The organism is Lederbergia wuyishanensis, assembly GCF_022900255.1.
GTDB classification, from domain to species: Bacteria; Bacillota; Bacilli; order Bacillales; family Bacillaceae_C; genus Lederbergia; species Lederbergia wuyishanensis.
Genome location: NZ_JALIRM010000017.1, coordinates 19,480 through 38,900, shown reverse-complemented (window position 1 = coordinate 38,900; position 19,421 = coordinate 19,480). Strand labels below are relative to the sequence as shown.

General features: G+C 37.2%; 14 protein-coding genes and 2 other annotated features. Of the genes, 2 read left to right on the top strand and 12 right to left on the bottom strand.

Translation table 11 applies throughout. The annotated features are described in order from the left end of the window. Positions 1–169: 169 nt before the first annotated feature. From MT489_RS20320 to MT489_RS20290, 7 genes are all read right to left on the bottom strand, one after another. The gene (locus MT489_RS20320) at positions 170–583 is read right to left on the bottom strand and encodes a hypothetical protein (RefSeq protein ID WP_244683386.1); all 414 of its coding nucleotides are present in this window, start codon (positions 581–583) and stop codon (positions 170–172) included. 90 nt (positions 584–673) lie between these two features. After that, positions 674–1,747, bottom strand: coding sequence for an ABC transporter substrate-binding protein (locus MT489_RS20315; protein WP_244683385.1), 1,074 nt, complete (start codon positions 1,745–1,747; stop codon positions 674–676). Beyond that, complete coding sequence (locus tag MT489_RS20310) at positions 1,744–2,550, bottom strand: ABC transporter permease (RefSeq protein WP_244683384.1); 807 nt, start codon at positions 2,548–2,550, stop codon at positions 1,744–1,746. Before MT489_RS20310 ends, MT489_RS20315 begins: the two co-directional genes overlap by 4 nt. Further along, positions 2,547–3,353, bottom strand: a complete 807-nt coding sequence (locus MT489_RS20305; protein WP_244683383.1) for an ABC transporter permease — start codon at positions 3,351–3,353, stop codon at positions 2,547–2,549. The genes MT489_RS20310 and MT489_RS20305 overlap by 4 nt, the downstream gene beginning before the upstream one ends. Next, positions 3,343–4,446: an ABC transporter ATP-binding protein gene (locus MT489_RS20300; protein WP_244683382.1), complete on the bottom strand. Its 1,104-nt coding sequence runs from the start codon at positions 4,444–4,446 to the stop codon at positions 3,343–3,345. The genes MT489_RS20305 and MT489_RS20300 overlap by 11 nt, the downstream gene beginning before the upstream one ends. 39 nt (positions 4,447–4,485) lie before the next feature. Next, positions 4,486–5,028, bottom strand: a complete 543-nt coding sequence (locus MT489_RS20295) for a helix-turn-helix domain-containing protein (protein ID WP_244683381.1) — start codon at positions 5,026–5,028, stop codon at positions 4,486–4,488. Between the two features lie 364 nt (positions 5,029–5,392). Then, positions 5,393–6,316 (bottom strand): LysR family transcriptional regulator, encoded by a 924-nt coding sequence (locus MT489_RS20290; RefSeq protein WP_244683380.1) that lies wholly within the window; start codon positions 6,314–6,316, stop codon positions 5,393–5,395. A gap of 116 nt (positions 6,317–6,432) precedes the next feature. Here MT489_RS20290 and MT489_RS20285 point away from each other — a divergent pair, with 116 nt between their 5' ends. Next, a complete protein-coding gene (locus MT489_RS20285) occupies positions 6,433–7,452 on the top strand; it encodes a YeiH family protein (protein WP_244683379.1) in 1,020 nt (339 codons plus the stop codon). 54 nt (positions 7,453–7,506) lie between these two features. Here the strand turns inward: MT489_RS20285 and MT489_RS20280 are convergent, their stop codons facing one another. The 4 genes from MT489_RS20280 to MT489_RS20265 all read right to left on the bottom strand — a co-directional run bounded on the left by MT489_RS20280 (position 7,507) and on the right by MT489_RS20265 (position 14,804). After that, positions 7,507–8,244 (bottom strand): hypothetical protein, encoded by a 738-nt coding sequence (locus MT489_RS20280; protein WP_244683378.1) that lies wholly within the window; start codon positions 8,242–8,244, stop codon positions 7,507–7,509. A gap of 299 nt (positions 8,245–8,543) precedes the next feature. Continuing rightward, positions 8,544–10,430, bottom strand: coding sequence for a family 43 glycosylhydrolase (locus tag MT489_RS20275; protein WP_244683377.1), 1,887 nt, complete (start codon positions 10,428–10,430; stop codon positions 8,544–8,546). 601 nt (positions 10,431–11,031) lie between these two features. After that, on the bottom strand, positions 11,032–13,047 hold the full coding sequence (locus MT489_RS20270) for an ABC transporter ATP-binding protein (protein WP_280518723.1): 2,016 nt from the start codon (positions 13,045–13,047) through the stop codon (positions 11,032–11,034). Then, positions 13,047–14,804, bottom strand: coding sequence for an ABC transporter ATP-binding protein (locus MT489_RS20265; RefSeq protein ID WP_244683376.1), 1,758 nt, complete (start codon positions 14,802–14,804; stop codon positions 13,047–13,049). Before MT489_RS20265 ends, MT489_RS20270 begins: the two co-directional genes overlap by 1 nt. A 682-nt stretch (positions 14,805–15,486) precedes the next feature. Here MT489_RS20265 and MT489_RS20260 point away from each other — a divergent pair. Continuing rightward, positions 15,487–16,980 (top strand): peptide MFS transporter, encoded by a 1,494-nt coding sequence (locus tag MT489_RS20260; RefSeq protein ID WP_244683375.1) that lies wholly within the window; start codon positions 15,487–15,489, stop codon positions 16,978–16,980. 375 nt (positions 16,981–17,355) lie between these two features. Here the strand turns inward: MT489_RS20260 and trpE are convergent, their stop codons facing one another. After that, complete coding sequence (gene trpE / locus MT489_RS20255) at positions 17,356–18,741, bottom strand: anthranilate synthase component I (protein ID WP_244683374.1); 1,386 nt, start codon at positions 18,739–18,741, stop codon at positions 17,356–17,358. Between the two features lie 68 nt (positions 18,742–18,809). After that, positions 18,810–19,056: a binding site (T-box leader), on the bottom strand. Positions 19,057–19,087: 31 nt separating this feature from the next. Then, positions 19,088–19,337, bottom strand: a binding site (T-box leader). Positions 19,338–19,421: the final 84 nt, after the last annotated feature.

The window sequence follows — 19,421 nt, the reverse complement described above, 5'->3', positions numbered from 1 at the left end:
TTAAAAAAGTTATCCACAACTTTTCAAATTTATAATTTCCTAAGCAATAAAAAACAGCTACGCGATTATCAACCTTTTTAAAGGAGAATATTACGTAGCTGCTTCAATTTGAAAATATTTATATGAGGGTTTTAGGGGCTTTTTATGTGCGGATATTCTTGAGGTGAATTTATGCCATTCCCATCGTTTTTTTAATTCGTAGGATATCTTTTTTATTATCCCATGTGTATTCTTTAAGAATATCGATACTATCTCCCATGTCTTTCATTTGTTCTTTAATTTCCCCGAATTCTCTGGCATTCTGAAGACGCATCTCACTCAATTCAGCTTTTAGCATCTCTTGCCCATTTCTTAGCCCTCTTAAAACTAATCCATGCTCTTGTAAAGTTTCACTATGCATGTCTAATTTTTGGCTATGATCATTTAAAATTTGGCTATGCTCTCTCAATATTGTGCTATGCTCATTCAGTATCACGCTATGTTCATTTAGTATATTGCTATGCTCATTTAGTATCGTGCTATGCTCATTCAATGTATCCTTTATTTCATGAAGCATGCCTATAATTTCTTTAGCCATTTCCATTATTTTCGCCTCCTTTCTACATAAGCCCAGTATACCATTAGTCCAAAAAGAACAGCAGGCTGCCAAGTAGATTCGGCAGCCTTGATTTTTTTATTTACGATGCATTTTAAATTCTAAAAATAGATCATTATAGTGAGCTAACATTTTCTTCCCTAAGTTATCGTATACTTCAAGTCTCTCTGTTAACTCTGGAGAAGGATAAAAGCGTTCATCACTCGTCATTTCTTCCGGCATATATTCTAATGCTTTAGCATTTGGAGTCGAATAGCCTATATATTCTGCGTTTTGAGCTGCATTTTCAGGATCTAGCATAAAGTTAATAAATTTATGGGCACCCTCTACATTTTGAGCGGATTTCGGAATGACCATATTATCAAACCACAAATTTGACCCTTCTTCTGGGACAACATAGTCAATATCCTCATTTTCCCACATAATGTCCGCCGCTTCTCCTGACCATGTTACTCCAATAGCCGCTTCTTCATTAGCAATTAGTAACTTTATTTCGTCTCCAATGATTGCCTTGACATTGGGAGTAAGCTTATCAAGTTTGTTCTTCGCTTCCAAAAGACGTTCTTCATTCGTCTCATTCAATGAATAATGCAAACTGTTTAGACCCATTCCCATTACTTCACGGGCACCATCCACTAAAAATATTTGATTTTTAAATTCCGGATCCCATAAATCATTCCAACTTTTGATTTCTTTTCCGCCAAGCATTTTCGGATTATACACGATTCCAACTGTACCCCAAAAGTAAGGTATAGAATATTGATTTTTTGGATCAAAAGACAAATCCATAAATCGCTTATCAATATATTTCAGGTTAGGCAATTTACTTTGATCAAGCGGCAGTAGTAAATTTTCCTCTTTCATTTTGCTGATAGCATATTCCGAAGGGACTGAAATATCATAAGATGTACCGCCTTGTGATATTTTTGTCATCATCGCTTCATTCGAATCAAAAGTTTCGTAAATCACTTTTATTCCTGTTTCTTTCTCAAACTTTTTAATTAAATCAGGGTCAATATAATCTCCCCAATTATAGACATTCAGAACATTTCCACTCGTATATCCTTGAGATGAATTCATATGAGAAGTCAGATACATCAAGGCAAAAGAAATAATAAAGATGAGAGAAAACAAACGTACTAATTTACTCATGATTTTCTCACCCCCGCAGCTTGAGGTCTCAAGTTACGCTGATTAACGAAATAATATCCAATTACAAGCGCAAGAGTAACTAAAAAGATTAGTGTCGATAAAGCATTAATTTCTAATGAAATACCTTGGCGAGCACGTGAATAAATTTCTACTGATAACGTTGAAAACCCGTTACCTGTTACAAAAAATGTTACAGCAAAATCATCAAGCGAATAAGTTAAAGCCATAAAAAAGCCTGCAAAAATACCTGGTGTAATATAAGGTAAAATAACCTTTGATAATATATCCCAATTCGTAGCACCAAGATCTCTTGCAGCGTCAATGAGAGAAGATCTCATTTCTTGAAGCTTAGGCAATACCATAATAACAACAATCGGTACGCTAAATGCTATATGGGATAATAAAACCGATGTAAAACCTAGCTTAATCCCAATCATCGTAAACATAATTAGGAAAGAAGCTCCAATAATAACGTCTGGACTAACGATTAAAACGTTATTTAATGTTTGAAGGGTATTTTTATACCGTAGTCTTTTTACATACGTAATCGCAAGTGCACCTACAACGCCAAGAATCGTTGAAATAGCAGCTGAAAGCAAGGCAATGATTAATGTATTTAACGCAATGATGATAAGTCTAGTATCTTGGAAAACTTCTGAGTACCACTCTAACGTAAAGCCTTCAAAGTCACGCATTGTCCCACCACTATTAAAAGAGTAGTACATTAAATAAAGAATCGGGGCATACAAAATGAAAAAAACAATAATTAAATAGATACGTGCAAATTTGCTTTTCCCATTCATATGAGATCACCCCGTTTTCTGTTGCCAGTTAAAATCATAATAATTGCCATTGCGATAATTAAGAATACTGCGATTGTTGCACCCATTCCCCAATCTTGTGTAACAAGGAAATGTTGTTCAATTGCCGTCCCGAGAGTAATGACACGGTTCCCTGAAATTAGTCTTGTAATCATGAACAAGGAAAGAGCAGGAATAAATACTGCCTGACAACCAGATTTAACTCCATCCAAAGTTAACGGAAAAATAACCCTTCTAAAGGTTGTCCATGTGGAAGCTCCTAGATCGCTTGCTGCATCGACTAAAGATGGGTTCATCTTTTCAAGCGCATTATAAATTGGAAGAATCATAAATGGAATAAATATATAAACAGCAACAAATATAAAGCTAAAGTCAGTAAATAATATTTGTTTCGATCCAATCCCTATTGCTTCTAAAAACATATTAGCAGGTCCATATGCGCCGAAAATTCCAAGAAATGCATATGCTTTTAAAAGCAAATTGATCCAGGAAGGTAAAATGATAAGTAAGAGCCACAGCTGCCTGTGCTTCGCCTTTGTAAGGAAATAAGCGGTAGGATACGAAATCAATAACGAAAAAGCTGTGATTAAAAAAGCATACCAAAAAGAACTCAATGTCATTCTTAGATAAACAGGTGTAAAGAACTTCTGATAATTCGTTACTGTAAAATTACCCTCAATATCGAAAAAAGAATAATAAACAACGAGCAAAATAGGTGTTACAACGAATAGGGCAATCCATAAAACGTAAGGAACGAGATAAAAGTTGCGCATCTTATTTTGCATGGCTAACCTCATCATAAGCTTCCAAGCGTTTATCAAATTCTTCTTCCGTTTCTCCAAAACGCATGACATGAATGGCTTCTGGGTCAAAACGAAGCCCTACTTCATCCCCAGCTTCTGCTTTTTTAGTGGAATGGATAAGCCACTCATTTCCAGCTTCGTCATAGCAACATATTTCGTAATGTACACCTCGGAACAATTGTGAATCGACCTTAACATGCAGATTGTCCGAATCTCTAGAAGTAATCTCCAAATCCTCAGGTCGAATTACAATTTCAACTGACTCATTTGGATTAAAGCCTTGGTCAACGCATTCATATTCTTTGCCGTTAAATTCGACAAGGAAATCCTTAATCATTTTTCCTGGGATAATATTTGATTCACCAATGAAATCTGCGACAAAACGGTTAATTGGCTCGTCGTAGATGTCAATCGGAGTGCCGCTTTGTTGAATTATCCCTTTATTAAGGACGAAAATTTCGTCAGACATTGCTAGTGCTTCTTCTTGGTCATGCGTAACAAAAATAAACGTGATGCCAAGTCTTTGTTGCAATTCACGAAGTTCATATTGCATCTCTGTTCTTAATTTCAAGTCAAGTGCTGAAAGAGGTTCATCAAGCAAAATTACTTGAGGCTCATTTACAATCGCACGTGCAATCGCTACACGTTGACGCTGACCTCCTGACATTTCATTGATTTCACGATTTTCATACCCCGCCAAGTTTACGAATTTGAGTGCTTCTGTTACCTTTTGTTCAATTTCTGTCTTTTTCTTCTTTTTAATTCTTAAGCCAAATGCTACGTTTTCAAAAACATTTAAATGCGGAAATAAAGCGTAATCTTGAAATACTGTATTTACTTGACGTTCGTTGGCTGGAATTTTATTAACTTTTTTCCCGTTAAAATAGATTACCCCTTTGGATGGTTCAATGAATCCGGCAATCAAACGGAGAATTGTTGTTTTCCCACAGCCAGAGGGACCAAGAAGGGTATAAAATTTTCCACGCTCAATTTCAAAGCTTACATCATCCAAAACTAATTCATCATCATATTGTTTTGATACATTTTCAAAACGAATAATTGTGTTTTCCGTCATTGTTGTCCCTCCATTTATCGTAATTACCGTGACTTATGCTTACAAATACGAATCGGTGGCAACTAATATCAGTTCCGATATCCCTTTGTGCACATTACTTATTTGATGTTGATGAGATGCTTGAAAATAAACAGATTCACCGGCTTTTGCATAATACGTGTGTTTGCCTAATTGAATCATGATCTGACCCTTCATCACGTATGCGAAGGTTTCTGACAAAGACGGTTCAAACTCCTTGAACTCTCCATTTTCCTCTAACGTAAGCCAGATTGGTTCCATTTCCATTTCATTCGATTCCGGGACAAACCATTTGATTTCATATCCCTTTTCATCATCTTTATATTGAGTTTGATCTTCTTCTCTATACACTACTTTTTGTTCACGCTCTTCTTCATCAAAAAACTGTTTCGGAGTACAGCCAAGTACCTCAAGTATGTTAAAGAATGTATCGATTGAAGGCGAGCTTAAATCTCTTTCTAATTGTGAAATATAGCCTTTACTTAAATCAGTGCGTTCCCCTAACTCCTCTTGCGTCAGCCCTTTCTTCAATCGTAAATTCTTAATTTTATTTCCGATTAGCATCAATATGACCTCAATTGTTTAATATTAGTAAACTATTAGTAAATAAAGTTTAGTATTACAAAACTTTAAGTTTACTTTAAACCTCACATTATTATACCTAAATACGTAGATACTTCAATACCTTTTTTCGTTTTTTGTCATACTTAAATTTGTGCATCGAATTTCTGCTCCGAATGCTCGCTTATTGCTGTCTAGCAATGGTGGGGGATTTCCGTTCCAGGCGCCTCTCTTTCTACTTGTATTGAAAAATAGAGGCGACTTAGCAGGCTAAAAAATAGGATCTTCCTGTCGCCTTCCTGCCCCGTAGTCTTGGCGCTCTCCATTCCGATCAACTGCATGGTTATATTAAATCTTGCAAAGCCATTTATGATTGAAAAGGTTGATAACCCTTTTTCCCAATGTTGTAAATGAGATTTTCCTCTCTTAATAAGTGAAGAAAACTATCCATTGCTTTTGTATGGAAAGGTGTTTGGACAATCGCAGAAAACTGTCGAGTGTAGGGTAAGCCTTTTATCTTTAATATTTTTAGTGACCCAATCTCAACTTCCTTCCGTATAGCCCAATGGGATAGTAAACTTACTCCAAGACTAGCTTCAACTGACTCTTTAATAAGTTGGTTGCTTCCAAACTCCATAATTTTTTGGGGGGCTAAATGAAATATACTAAATACATCATCGGTGGCTTCGCGCGTTCCCGATCCATTTTCCCTAACTATCCATGTTTCATCTTCTAGTTCAGAAACTGGTATCTCTCCATCTCTACTAGCCAATCGATGATTTGAAGAAACAAAAACATACATTTTATCCTCAGAAAAAGGCTCAATGTTTAATTTTGTGTTTTTTAATCCACCTTCAATAATACCGATATCCAATTGGTGACTCGTAACAAGCTCGGCGATTTCCTTTGTATTTCCGATGGTGATAGTTGGCTTAATAAGTGGATATTTTTCAAGAGTAAGCGCAATGATATGTGGTAGCACATACTCGCCAAATGTGTAGCTGGCTCCAATTGATAAGGGGCCACTTGTTTTATTCGTAACATCATCAACTAAACGTTGCATTTTGGTATAGAGGCCTATAATTTCTTTTGCATGGTGATAGACAATTTCACCTGCTTTATTTAATCGGACATATTTATTACTCCGTTCTAGTAATTTCGTGCCCATTTCACGCTCAAAAAGTTGTATGTATTGACTAACCGCTGGCTGCGTCATATGAAGTTCTTCCGCTGCACGTGAAAAGCTTTCTTTTTCTGCAACTTTTACAAATACCTCCAACTGATGTTCCATTTATTCTCACCTCAACTATAAGTGTTTACTTATCATTACTATTATAATGATTTATTTTTCTTATATGGAAAAAAATATTATTCTGTAATAGGACATTATTATTTGGAGGTTTATTTATGGAAAAACAACAAGAAAGGAAAAAACCGCAATCAATAGGCACTCCAATGGTGGGTGGAATTGCCTTTACATTTTTGATTGCATTCCTTGGCTTTTGGCTAGCCAAAGTTCCGGGGTTTAATATGGTAGGACAGCTCGCATGTGCGATTATCATAGCTATTATTTTCCGGCAAATTTTTGGTTACCCTGAAGCCATTCGCCCTGGAATTGCATTTTCATCAAAAAGATTGTTACGGGCTGCTATTATTTTATATGGTCTTAAATTAAATATTGCAGTCGTTCTTCAAGATGGACTTGGCCTTCTTGCAAAGGATGTAGGTGTGATTATTTTTGCAATTCTCGTTACGGTCTGGCTTGCAAAGCGCTTGAAAGCAAATCCAACAATTTCTTTATTGGTTGGTGTCGGTACTGGCGTTTGTGGTGCTGCAGCTATTGCAGCAGTTGCACCTATTATTAAGTCAAAAGATGAAGATACAGCCATAAGCGTGGGTATCATAGCACTTGTGGGAACAGTCTTCGCAATAGCCTATACCCTTATACGCCCGCTCTTACCGCTGACAGATATCGAATTTGGCACTTGGTCGGGAATAAGCCTTCATGAGATTGCGCAAGTAATTCTTGCCGCAGATGTGGGTGGAGAAGATGCGTTGGCAATTGGCTTGCTTGCAAAATTGGGACGTGTATTCTTGCTTATTCCCCTTTGTTTTATTTTTATGTATTGGATGAAGAGAAAAACAGCAGGGGATAGTGCGGCAGCAAAAATTGAATTCCCATGGTTTTTGATCGGTTTTATCATTATGAGCGTGATCGGAAGCTATATTTTAGGACAAGCTATTCCATATCCTGAGGGTGTAAAAAGCTTTGTTACGTCGGTGACTAGTTGGTTATTGACTGCTGCCATGGTCGGGCTCGGGTTAAATGTTAGCCTAGGTGATTTGAGAACAAAGGCCCTAAAACCATTGATCGCTATGGTTATAGCATCCTTTTTACTTTCAATCTTAACGTTCTTTATCATTTAAATGATGAAAGGACCTTAGCCAATGAACTGCTTGGTTCATTAGCTCGGTCCTTTTTTAACGTAATTTAATTTTGTATTCTTCTTTCCCTGCGTACACAATCAAATCTAATGGCTTATCAGATTTTGAAACAGCCAATGGCAATTTCGAGTAGTAATGAACTTTTCTTGTAGTAAACGCATCAACAGACGAAGAACCTTTAAAATCGCTACCATCCTCTTCCTCCACTGCCCCATAACCATCAAACTCATGCTTTCCATCATAAATAACCAAAAAGCGAATTAATCCTAGGGAACCTGCATAAGGAACGCTATCCTTTGTTTCATTTTCTATTGTTCCTTTAACGTGCAAGTAAATTTCATTATCTGATAAAATAGTCCTTGCAACCGAATCATCTTTCGGATTGCTAGTCGTAACTTTATTATTAAATGTGGCACTTTCAATCGTATAAATGACACTATCCCCATCATATTTAATGATCTTTTTTCCTTCTAGCATGTTCTCAGAAGGCTGGTCATCTGTACTATCCGTTTCATTCGAGGATGTTGTAGACTCTAAAACTTCTCCATCAGCTTCTTCGGAGCTGTTTTCTTCTTCTGTTTCTGATTTTTGTTCAACCTCGTCTTGGTTATCATCTTCTTTGTTAGCTGTTGTTTCTCCAGTTTTACTTTCATTCTCAACTGCATCTGGGGTCGCATTATTATCTTTTTGATTACTAGTTTCATTTGATGGCCCGCAAGCAGATAATACTAATAATAAAAATACCATAGTAAATATCATTAATTTCTTTTTCATTTTCCTAAGCCTCTCCCTACAGTTATGTAATAAATCATTCAATACCTTAACATAAAATGTAAATTTTCTCCTATTAATATTAGATAGAAAAGAGAAAACAGTTCTTTAATACTGGTCCTTGCAAGGTCTTTTTTCATACGAATATATTGAACCTCGGACAAAAGGCCCTTTGTTTTATCATAGACTTCTCTCAAGTATGCAGAGGCGGAAAATGGGTCAATCGAAATAAATTCATCATTAACAAGACTCTTCCCAAGAGAATAAAGAAAGAGTCTTTAAGCAAAAATATTTTTTCTATTTTATTCTATCTTCTCTATTGTAAAAAAGTCGATATCAGCAGCAAAACCAATACCTTTGTTAAACATAATGACATTTTTACCTTCATTTAATGGTATTACTACGGTTGTTTCCTGCAAATTGTTCTCGCCCTTAGTCTCATGCGATATTGTTGTGTTAAAGCCCTCATTTACGGTTAAAATATGCGAACTTTTTGCGTCTGTAGCATCTGCATATTTAATTTTCATTTTATAAGTGCCTGAGCTGTTTGCACTGATTTCAAATCGGGCGAAGCTGCCGCTCTGATTCATACCGCCTACTTTTTGACCATTTGATGAAAAAGAATCATTTATTATATTAGCTTTATGAAGTTTTGCAAATTCCGCTTCGTATTTATAAACTTTTGTTTCTTTTGGAATTACTTGAATATAATCAATTTCAGCATATAAATGACCTTTAGAAATCCTAATTGTGTTTTGTGCTGAATTTAGATGAATATCTAGTTTAGCGTCCTGCCAATTTTCCCATCCATGACTCTCATAAACTACTTCTCCATATGATTGACCATTTACTGTAACAAGGTGAGAAGATGGCTGTCCCATTCCATTTCCATATCTCACGACCAATGTATAATCTCCCAAAGGTACATCTACTTTAAATTCTATATAGCTATCAATAAAATCAATATGTCCTACTTTTTTATGACCGGATGCACTTGTATTTATATGAATCCTTGCATTATTAACTGTTGCATCTTCTGCTTCATAGTGATAAACCTCTCCAGGCAAGCTTGGAATTAATGCTCCTTCCGTTTCTCCAGATGGCACACGTAATAGGGTCTTGGTTCCAACTGGCTTGCCAAAGTTAGGAGTTCCATCCTTATTCCATGAAAACTTCTGCATCCTTACATTTCTAGTCCAGCCTCCATCTTTAAATTTGGCTGCATGATAAACAATCCAATCTTCCTTGCCGTCTGGTGATTTTACAAAACTACTATGTCCTGGTCCATATACATCCGCATCTGTATTTGTTTCAAAAGTTGGATGTAGATGTTTCCTCCAGGAAGAAGCATCAAGTGGATTTGCCCCTTCGAAAGATAGCATTCCTAAACAGTAATCATTTGTCCAACTTCCGCTAGCCGAATATATAATAAATACTTTTCCTTGCTTATTTTTCAAGACTTGCGGTCCTTCATTAATCAGTGGAAAACCGTTTTTTTCCCATGCAAGCTCCGGTCTTGAGATTTCTACACGTTCCCCGCTTATCGTCCACGGGTTAGACATAGGTGCAATGTATAGATGCTGGCTTACATTAACATCGCCTTCCCAACCAGACCAAATAAAATATAATTTATTTTTATATTCCAATACCGTTCCGTCAATTGCCCATTTATCGGTAGGATCGGTAATTTTCCCATATTCCGTTCCGTCCGGAAATGAGTATGGACCAAATGGATCTGAGCCTTCCGATTGCAGGACATACATACGATGACTGCCTGTGTTTCCTGATGCAGCAAAATAGATATACCATTTCCCGTCAATAAAATGAATCTCCGGCGCCCATATACTTTGACTATGTGGACCATCGTCACTAGGGATATATACTGTCTTTTTCGGAGCGTCGGCTAATCCAGTTAATGTTTTCGACTTCCAGATTGTAATGTCTCTTCCCGTCGTGTGAGTGTAATAATAGTATCCATCCGAATGTTTTACAACCCAAGGATCTGCCCCATCCCCTAAAATAGGATTTTCAAATAAAGCAAAGGGTTCTTTTTTGTTAACAGACTGAGGAGTATTCTTGATGGAAGCATCTGGTGAGTAACTCGAAGCAAAAGTTGATCCAGTAAAATTTACGGTAATGGAGAATAAAAATACAACTGCTACAATAACGACTAACAACCTACCAATCATCTTTTTCATCATCCCTTTTAAAATTATTTCTTATCTACTTGTTTGAAAACGCTTCCCTAATACTTCTGTGGACATTCACTAATTCCTTTAAGATTGAGAAGGGATAAAAAAAAACAATTATTTATACCTAGAGAATTCATCATGAACATGGCAAATAGCATCACTTTAGAACTAGATTTTGTTGATTGCAGAATGCAGGAAAAGATGTAAGAATAGCCCCCTTAGCATTACTGCAAACCTGCATTCATTCGTATTAGTAGGTGAAAAAGCCAAAATCGCGATTATATTGAACTACCTTTTTGTGATTAAGAATTTATAAAAAACGCAAATAAGGTCACGATGAACGAGTCATTGTGACCTTAAAGTCTCAAATAATAGATGAGAGGGCTCATTGAACTATCCATCGTGACCTCCAGCATAGTAAAGTCACGGTTTACGGCACGATGAATTGCATTTTCTTATACAGAAAAACGACACTCCCTAAAAATAGGAAATGCCGTTTTCTGTTTCTTTGTCCTGCTTCTGCTCCTACCGACGCGCTATCGCCCTTCTCTCTCCGATAGTCCAAGAACCTCGATGAACAGATGCTTACATTTTTCTATTAAGCACCAAGTTTTTGTCCTTGCTGAAGCTGGTACATTTGATAGTATTTACCTTTTTTCTCCATTAGCTCATCGTGATTTCCTCGTTCCACAATGGTTCCACGATCAAGGACTAAAATCTGATCGGCATTTTTTATTGTGGATAGACGGTGGGCGATAATAAAGGTTGTTCGCCCTTTTTTCAACACATCCATCGCCTCTTGAATAATTGTTTCGGTTTCCGTATCTATGCTGGAAGTCGCTTCATCTAAAATTAGAATAGCAGGATCGAACGCCAATGCTCGAGCAAAAGATATGAGCTGGCGCTGTCCAGAGGAAAGAGTACTTCCTTTTTCAATAACGGGCTCATCGATACCTTTTTCTAAGTTTTTCAGTACGCGGTCTGCTCCAACTGCTTTCAATGCCTCTTCGACTTTCTCACGGGATATCCGCGGATCATTCAAGCTTACATTTGAAGCAATCGTACCTGTAAACAAATAAGGATCTTGCAAAACAATTCCCATATGCTCACGCAGTGCCTGCTTTGGAATATCTTGTATGTTTTTCCCGTCAACGCTAATTTCACCTTTGTTGCAATCATAAAAACGGAATAATACATTCATAATCGAGCTTTTTCCGGAACCAGTATGCCCGACAAGTGCCACAGTTTCCCCTTGTTTTGCTTCAAAGTGAATATCCTTTAACACATATTCATTTTCTTTATATCCAAAATAAACATGGTCAAATGTAACATTTCCTTTATACCGTTCCATTCTTTCAGAGCTGACCTCTTCTCCTTGTTCGTCAAGCAAACGAAAAACTCGCTGCCCTGCAACTAAAGCTTGCTCGAGATTAGAGAATTGATTGACGATGTTCATAACTGGCCAAAATAATCGGTTTATATAATCAACATAGGCATATAAAACACCAATTGTGACGACAGAATGAGCTCCTAATGAATTACTTCCGAAATACCAAATAAATCCGACGAACACAATATTTTTTAGTACTCCAACGAAATTATGTGACGATAATGAATTCAAAATCAGAAGTTTATTTTGATAGCGAAAATGTGTTTCATTCAACTCTTCAAATTCCGCGCTCATTTGCTTTTCACGACGGAAAGCTTGAATAATTGTCATCCCTTGAATCGATTCATTAATCATCGCATTCAGTTCACTTACTTTAGAACGAATAACATGGTTGTATTTAGAAGCAAATTTTCGATAAAAAATCATCCATGCAAATAAAATTGGAATTAGAAGCATACAAAGCAGTGCTAGCTTAGCATCTAGAATGAACATCGCTATATAAATCCCAATAATATAGATGAACCCTGTAAAGAAATTCGATAATACAGCCACATACAATTCACGAATTGCTTCCGTATCATTCGTTATACGCGCGACAACTTTCCCAGCTGGCAAATCGTCAAAGTAGCGAATCGGCAAACGTTGTACGTGCGCAAATACATCCATACGCATTTTTTGAATGATCCGATTTGCTGCTTTTTGCAAATAAAAATACTGTCCATAATTAAAGATGGCCGCAATAACGAATAAGCCAAAGTAGAAAGCAAGTAATTTTGTAATGGCAGGTATTTCTGGCTCGTAAAAAGCAAGTGTATCGTTTATAGAAAGTTTTTTCGCTGTAAATTCTTTCGTTTCACCTTTCAATGTAATTGACAGTTTATCACCCTTAATAGAGCGATCCCCTTCAAATGGAACTGCGTCATTTACAAAATAAAACTTTCGATCAACCTGTAAAATTGTTGCCTTACTCCCATTTTTCACTAGGATCTCATCTGTGGCATATAGTTCCCTTACATAGGATTTCCCTCCATATTCCACCGATGATCTCCCTTGGCTTGACTCCAGCCAATGATCTTCAATTCCTAATATATGTTCATCAATTAGCTTCTTCGCTACAAATGGGCCAAGGACGTCCGCACCGACCGAAATAGTCAGCATCGTCAGTGCAGCAATAATGATACCTTTAAAAAACAATGCATATTTATATAATCTTTTTCCGGTCATTATGCGTTCACCTCCTCAAGAAGCGAATCTTCAATTTGTTGTCTATCATATTGTTCTTTATACCATCCTTCTGCTTGTAACAGATCTTGATGTGTTCCCTCTTCAACGATTTTTCCATCATCAAAGACTATGATCCAGTCTGCATGTTCAATTGCGGATAGGCGGTGTGTAGTAATAATAGTTGTTTTTCCACTTCGCTCCCCGCGGATGTTTCTAATAATCCTAGACTCTGTTTTCGCATCTACTGCGGATAAAGAATCATCCAATATTAAGAGCTCCGGATTTTTAATAAGCGCTCTTGCGATTGAAATTCTTTGCTTTTGGCCTCCGGATAAAGCCACTCCTTTTTCTCCAACGAGTGTTTCTAACCCTTCCGGCAGCATCTGTAAATCTTTTTCAAAATAAGCAAGGTATATGGCTTTCTTTAGATCTTCCTCCGTTGCTCCATCATCTCCGAAAAGAATATTCTCCCTTACGCTTCTGGAAAACAGAACGTGATCTTGAGGAACATATCCAATCCAACGGCGAACTTGATCTTTCGACTGATCTTTCATATTTACATCGGAAATGTATATATCTCCATCACCTAGCGGATATTCACGTAAAAACTGTTTAATAAATGTTGTCTTCCCACTTCCTGTTTTCCCGACAACTCCAATGGTAGCACCACGTTTAATGAGAACATTCAAGTTAGCTAAGTTATTTGTTTTAGATGAAGGATAACGGAATGTCACATTTGAAAGACGAATATTTTCCGGTTGTTCAATTAATTTTGGTGCGACAGGGTCTTTTACATCTTCTTCGTAGTTCAATGTTTCTTGAACACGGTCGAGTGATGCATTTCCTCGCTGCATAATATTTATCAATTCACCAATCGCAAACATTGGCCAAGTGAGCATCCCTAAATAAACATTGAATGAAACTAAGAGTCCCAATGATATTTCTTGATGAAACACTAAATATGTTCCGTAAGAAAGACCAATAATATAGCTAATCCCTGTTATGATTTTAGTTGCTGGATTAAATAAGGCATCGATTCTTTCTACATGAATATTTTTTTGGTACACGTCTTCCGTCATTTTTTTAAAATCTTCTTCACTCGCTTTTTCTTGGACGTAAGCGCGGGTGACTCTTACACCTGCCACAGATTCAAGGACACGGTCATTCATATCACCAAAAGCATCTTGTGCAGCCGTGAAACGTGTATGGATTTTATTACCTAGTACCGTAATAACCCATGCAAGAATGGGTAACGGCAATACAGCTGCAAATGTTAGTTTCCAAGAAACAAGGAAACCCATTGTAAGTAATATCGTGATCATATACATGGTAGAGTCAAACAATGTCAATATTCCAAAACCTGCAGTTACGGAAATCGCCCGTAAATCATTTGTACCTCTTGCCATTAAGTCCCCTGTTCTATTTTTCTCAAAAAATGTTGGAGTCATCTTTAATAAGTGATTCATAAAGCGAGAGCGGAGCATTTTCTCCACAATAAAAGCGCCACCGAATAATTGATGCTGCCAAACATACGTAATTCCATAGTTTAATAGTGCTCCACCGCCCAATATCGCTACATACATTAATAACGTATTGAATGTTAAAGATCCGAGAAAGATATTATCGATTGCTGATCCTAAAATCATTGGTGGAATCACTTCAAATAGATTTGCAAGACCAAGTAATACAAGCGCTATCATATAACGCTTCCAATGCTGTTTAAAAAACCAACCTAATTTTGTTAATACGCTAAACATTCTTTATACCTCCCTTTTTGCCAACCCAATCAAGTGAAAGCTACGCTACCCACTCTCCAGCTCCACTGTTTTCTTCAATAAAATAAAAATCGTCATTTGTATTTCCTCCCGTATTTTTTTATATAAAAAGTGCTGAAACACTTGTTCCCCAAAAGTAAATGAAAAAAGCATAGCGGCGCCTATAAATATGCGCAGCTATGCTTCACATAAAAAAGACACGGGTATTCTACAGCCCGCGTCTTTGCTCTAATGTTAAGTTAAATCATGCTATTAAACGGCAGGCTGAGTCCATATTCAATTTGTTTTTGTTTACAATTAACTTTTTCATCATGATCAGCCTCCCTTCCTTTATATTGATTGTTTTGAATGCTCATATGGTAGCATGAGAGAATTTGTCATGTCAATTAGTTATTGGAAAAAATTTTCATAATATCATGATTGTCAGATTTATTCAACTATATACAGCAGTGAAGAATCTTTATGAAAAAAGTGTAAACACTAAGAAAGGTGTAAGTGCATTGGTCATCGACATAAAAACTTATGATAAAGGAAGCCTAAGGAGGAACAAGTTTAAGTTGACTTATCATAGGGAAAAGGACAAGGAGTTTGCTAGTCGATGGCACTGCTAAACATAAAAAAATGTGAAAAGTATAACTAAATAAATGATTGAAGGGGAAATCTCATGGATTTTAAGACAAAACAAGAAATCGTTGAAAGTGTTCCTCAGAAAGGGTTTTTCGGTCATCCTAAGGGCCTATTCACCCTATTTTTCACTGAGTTTTGGGAACGTTTTTCTTATTATGGAATGAGGGCCATATTAATTTATTATATGTACTACGCCGTTTCTGAAGGCGGGCTTGGTATGGATAAGACCACCGCCGCTTCGGTTATGGCCATATATGGATCCCTCGTTTATATGTCCGGAATTATCGGAGGCTGGATTGCGGATCGGTTGCTAGGAACAAAAAGTACTGTATTTTATGGCGGTATTCTAATTATGGGCGGCCATATCGCATTGTCTTTTCCTGGCGGAATTACGGCATTATTTTTATCAATGGGATTAATTGTAATCGGAACAGGTCTTTTGAAGCCAAATGTTTCCAGTGTGGTTGGTGATTTGTACCGTAAAGACGATAATCGTCGTGATGCAGGATTCAGTATTTTTGTTATGGGGATTAATTTAGGAGCGCTAATTGCACCATTTATTGTCGGAACACTTGGACAAAGATACAATTTTCATCTCGGGTTTGGCGTAGCTGCAATCGGCATGTTACTCGGCTTAATTATTTTTTTAGCTACAAGAAAGAAGAACTTGGGTCTTGCAGGCTCTCTTGTCCCTAACCCCCTATCAGAAGATGAAAAAAGAAAGGTATTTCTAAGCTTCGGTATCGCTGCTGCCATCATCATTATTCTTGGTGCTATCTCAATTAATACCGGGATATTAACAATTGATCGTTTTACAATGCTTGTCAGTATCCTTGGTATCTTGATACCTGCTCTGTATTTCATTCTGATGTTTCGAAGTAAAAAAACAACGGATGATGAGAAATCTAATTTAATTGCTTATATTCCTTTGTTTATAGCGGCTATTATGTTCTGGGCAATAGAAGAACAAGGTTCCATTATTTTAGCTCAATATGCAGACCAAAGGACTCAATTGAATTTTGCCGGAATAAAATTGGAGTCATCATGGTTTCAATCGCTAAACCCATTATTTATTGTTATTTTCGCACCAGTATTTGCCTGGTTGTGGGTAAAACTAGGAAACCGTCAACCATCAACTCCAACTAAGTTCTCAATCGGTCTTATTTTTGCAGGACTTTCTTTTGTCGTGATGATTGCTCCTGCCTATATGAATGGAGTGGAAACCCTCGTTAATCCAATGTGGCTAGTACTTAGCTTCTTTCTTGTAGTAATAGGAGAACTATTGTTGTCACCTGTTGGTCTTTCTGCCACAACGAAATTGGCTCCTGCTGCCTTCTCGGCACAGACAATGAGTCTTTGGTTTCTATCTAATGCATCTGCACAAGCAATTAATGCTCAGCTTGTAAAATTGTACAAACCAGAGACAGAAATCATCTACTTCGGTGTAATTGGTGCAATTTCTATTTTACTCGGTTTTATCCTGTTTGCGATGTCACCGAAAATTCAATCGTATATGAGAGGTACACGATAAATACATGCAAAAAACCATCATCCGTTTGAAGTAGATGATGGTTTTTCCTTTTTATGATAAAACTCCAAGATGGTATTGATAATATTTTAGAGTAAATAATAGGTGAAATTAAATCGGAATTGATAGAAAAAAGAATCTCCAACCAATTATTGAAAACCCCACCGTTTTCTGATACGATTCCTGGCTATTCGTTGCTGAATTACTATAATCCAGTGGGTTCTGCTACGATTCGAACTCAAAATTTTGGACTAATTTGTCACATCACGATTAAGTTCTTATGCGATTCACACCTATTCGAATGAAAATTAACGGGCGACCATTTTTTAACGATCCATCAAAACATCATTAAGAAATTTCCTATATAAAAACATTCACTTAATACGGCTTTGGACTTAAGAGCGCTCTCGCCTTATTGATCGTTTCCTTATATTCATTCTTAGGGATTGACTCCGCAACAATACCGGCCCCTGCCTGCAAATAGGCGTGTTGATCTTTTATTACGAGAGAACGAATGGCGATTGCAAAGTCGACATCACCATTTGCGTTAATATAGCCAATCGCTCCTGCATATACACCACGCTTCACTTCTTCAAGATCATTGATGATCTGCATAGCGCGAGGCTTTGGAGCCCCAGAAACGGTGCCAGCAGGAATGCAGGAAATCAGTGCGTCGATACCGGTTTTTCCGTCTGCCAAAGTTCCTTCCATTTCTGAAACAATGTGCATAACATGGCGATAACGTTCTATTTTCATATGGCTATTGATTTTTATCGTATCTTCCACACATATTTTACTAAGATCATCACTACTTAAATCTACGAGCATTCTATGTTCGGATAATTCTTTTTCATCTGCCAATAGTTCAGCTTCTAAGGCAAGATCTTCATCTTGTGTTTCCCCTCGTCTTCTGGTTCCAGCAATCGGATTAGTCGAGACGATTCGTCCACTTGTTTTTATAAAGCTTTCTGGAGAAGCACCTAAAACAACATATTCATCAAAGTCAACGTAAAACATATATGGTGAAGGATTTGAATTTCTTAATACACGGTAAAAATGAAACGGATCTGCTTCAACCTTTCCAATCATTCTTTGCGACAAGACGACTTGTTCTATTTCCCCTTTTTTAATGAATTCTTGTGCAACCTCTACCTTACGGATGAATTCTTCTTTTTCTAGTTGAGGCGTAAATTCAATTTTACAGTCAGTCAATGACTCATCTTGTTCTTTCCTAGATATTTGTGCCTCCAATTTATTTATTCGTTGTTCTAATTCTTCCTCAGTGCGCTCTCCGTTTAAATCAATCGCGAGCACATAGATGGATTGGGCTAAATGGTCGTACACGATTGCATCTTCATAGACCATAAAATGAATGTCCGGCATATTGATTTCATCTTTTAACTCTTCGCCGATATCGACATACTGACGAATGGCATCATAGCCAACATACCCTACTGCCCCTCCATAAAAAGGGAAGGGGAGTTCTAAATCTAATTTAGGCAGTGTGTTTTGTATAATATCAAGCGGCAATCCGATTTGCTCCTTAACATCTGTAAATGAAATGACCGATGCCGTGTTTCCATTTCCAACTATCTCCATAACGGGATTCACACCAATAAACGAATAGCGTCCCTGTTCACTATGTTTTAAGGAGCTCTCTAGTAAAAACTTTTTTGTTCCCTCAAGTCGCAAGAAAATGTTAATCGGAGTAAGTACATCCCCATTCAATTTTCTCATTTTAAAATTTACTTGTTTTGTTTGCATCTTCTTTTCCCCTTCCTATTATTTTCGAAATACAAAAAAGCCCCCAGATAAACACAAATTAGTGTTCATCTGAGGGCGATATAACCGCGGTGCCACCTCGTATTGGAGATTTATAAAAAACATCCCCATCTCTTTCAGGCACGGGATTTAATCCGATGCCCTATCCATTTAACGGCGGAAAACCGAATTTCCCTACTATAATTCAGGAAATCACTCTCAAGTCCATTCAGTATTAGCTTTCATACCGGATTCACACCAACACCGGCTCTCTGTAACGAATCACTGATACATACTACTCTTGATCAACGCTTTGATTTATTTAATTGAATGCAAAAAGGCCCCTCATCCAAAGGACGAAGGACCGTGGTGCCACCTTTATTTAGCTAAAATAAGCTCTCTTCCGCACGATGCCAAAATGCATTCATGCGTGCTCCCTTGTATCGACGGGATTTTCGCCAAAGCCTACACCTAAATTTATCAAAGGTTCGGTTTGGAAGCTCAGAAGCCCATTCACCTGCACGAATCACACCGATTTGCACCAACCACCGGCTCTCTTAAGTGTCACACAAGCTACTATTCTTCTTCATTGCCTAAAATAGGATGTTCAAAACTCCGGTAAAAATGACACTTCGAATTCCTTCGTTGGCTTGTTTCTCCGCTGCTCATGTATCTAAAAGCAT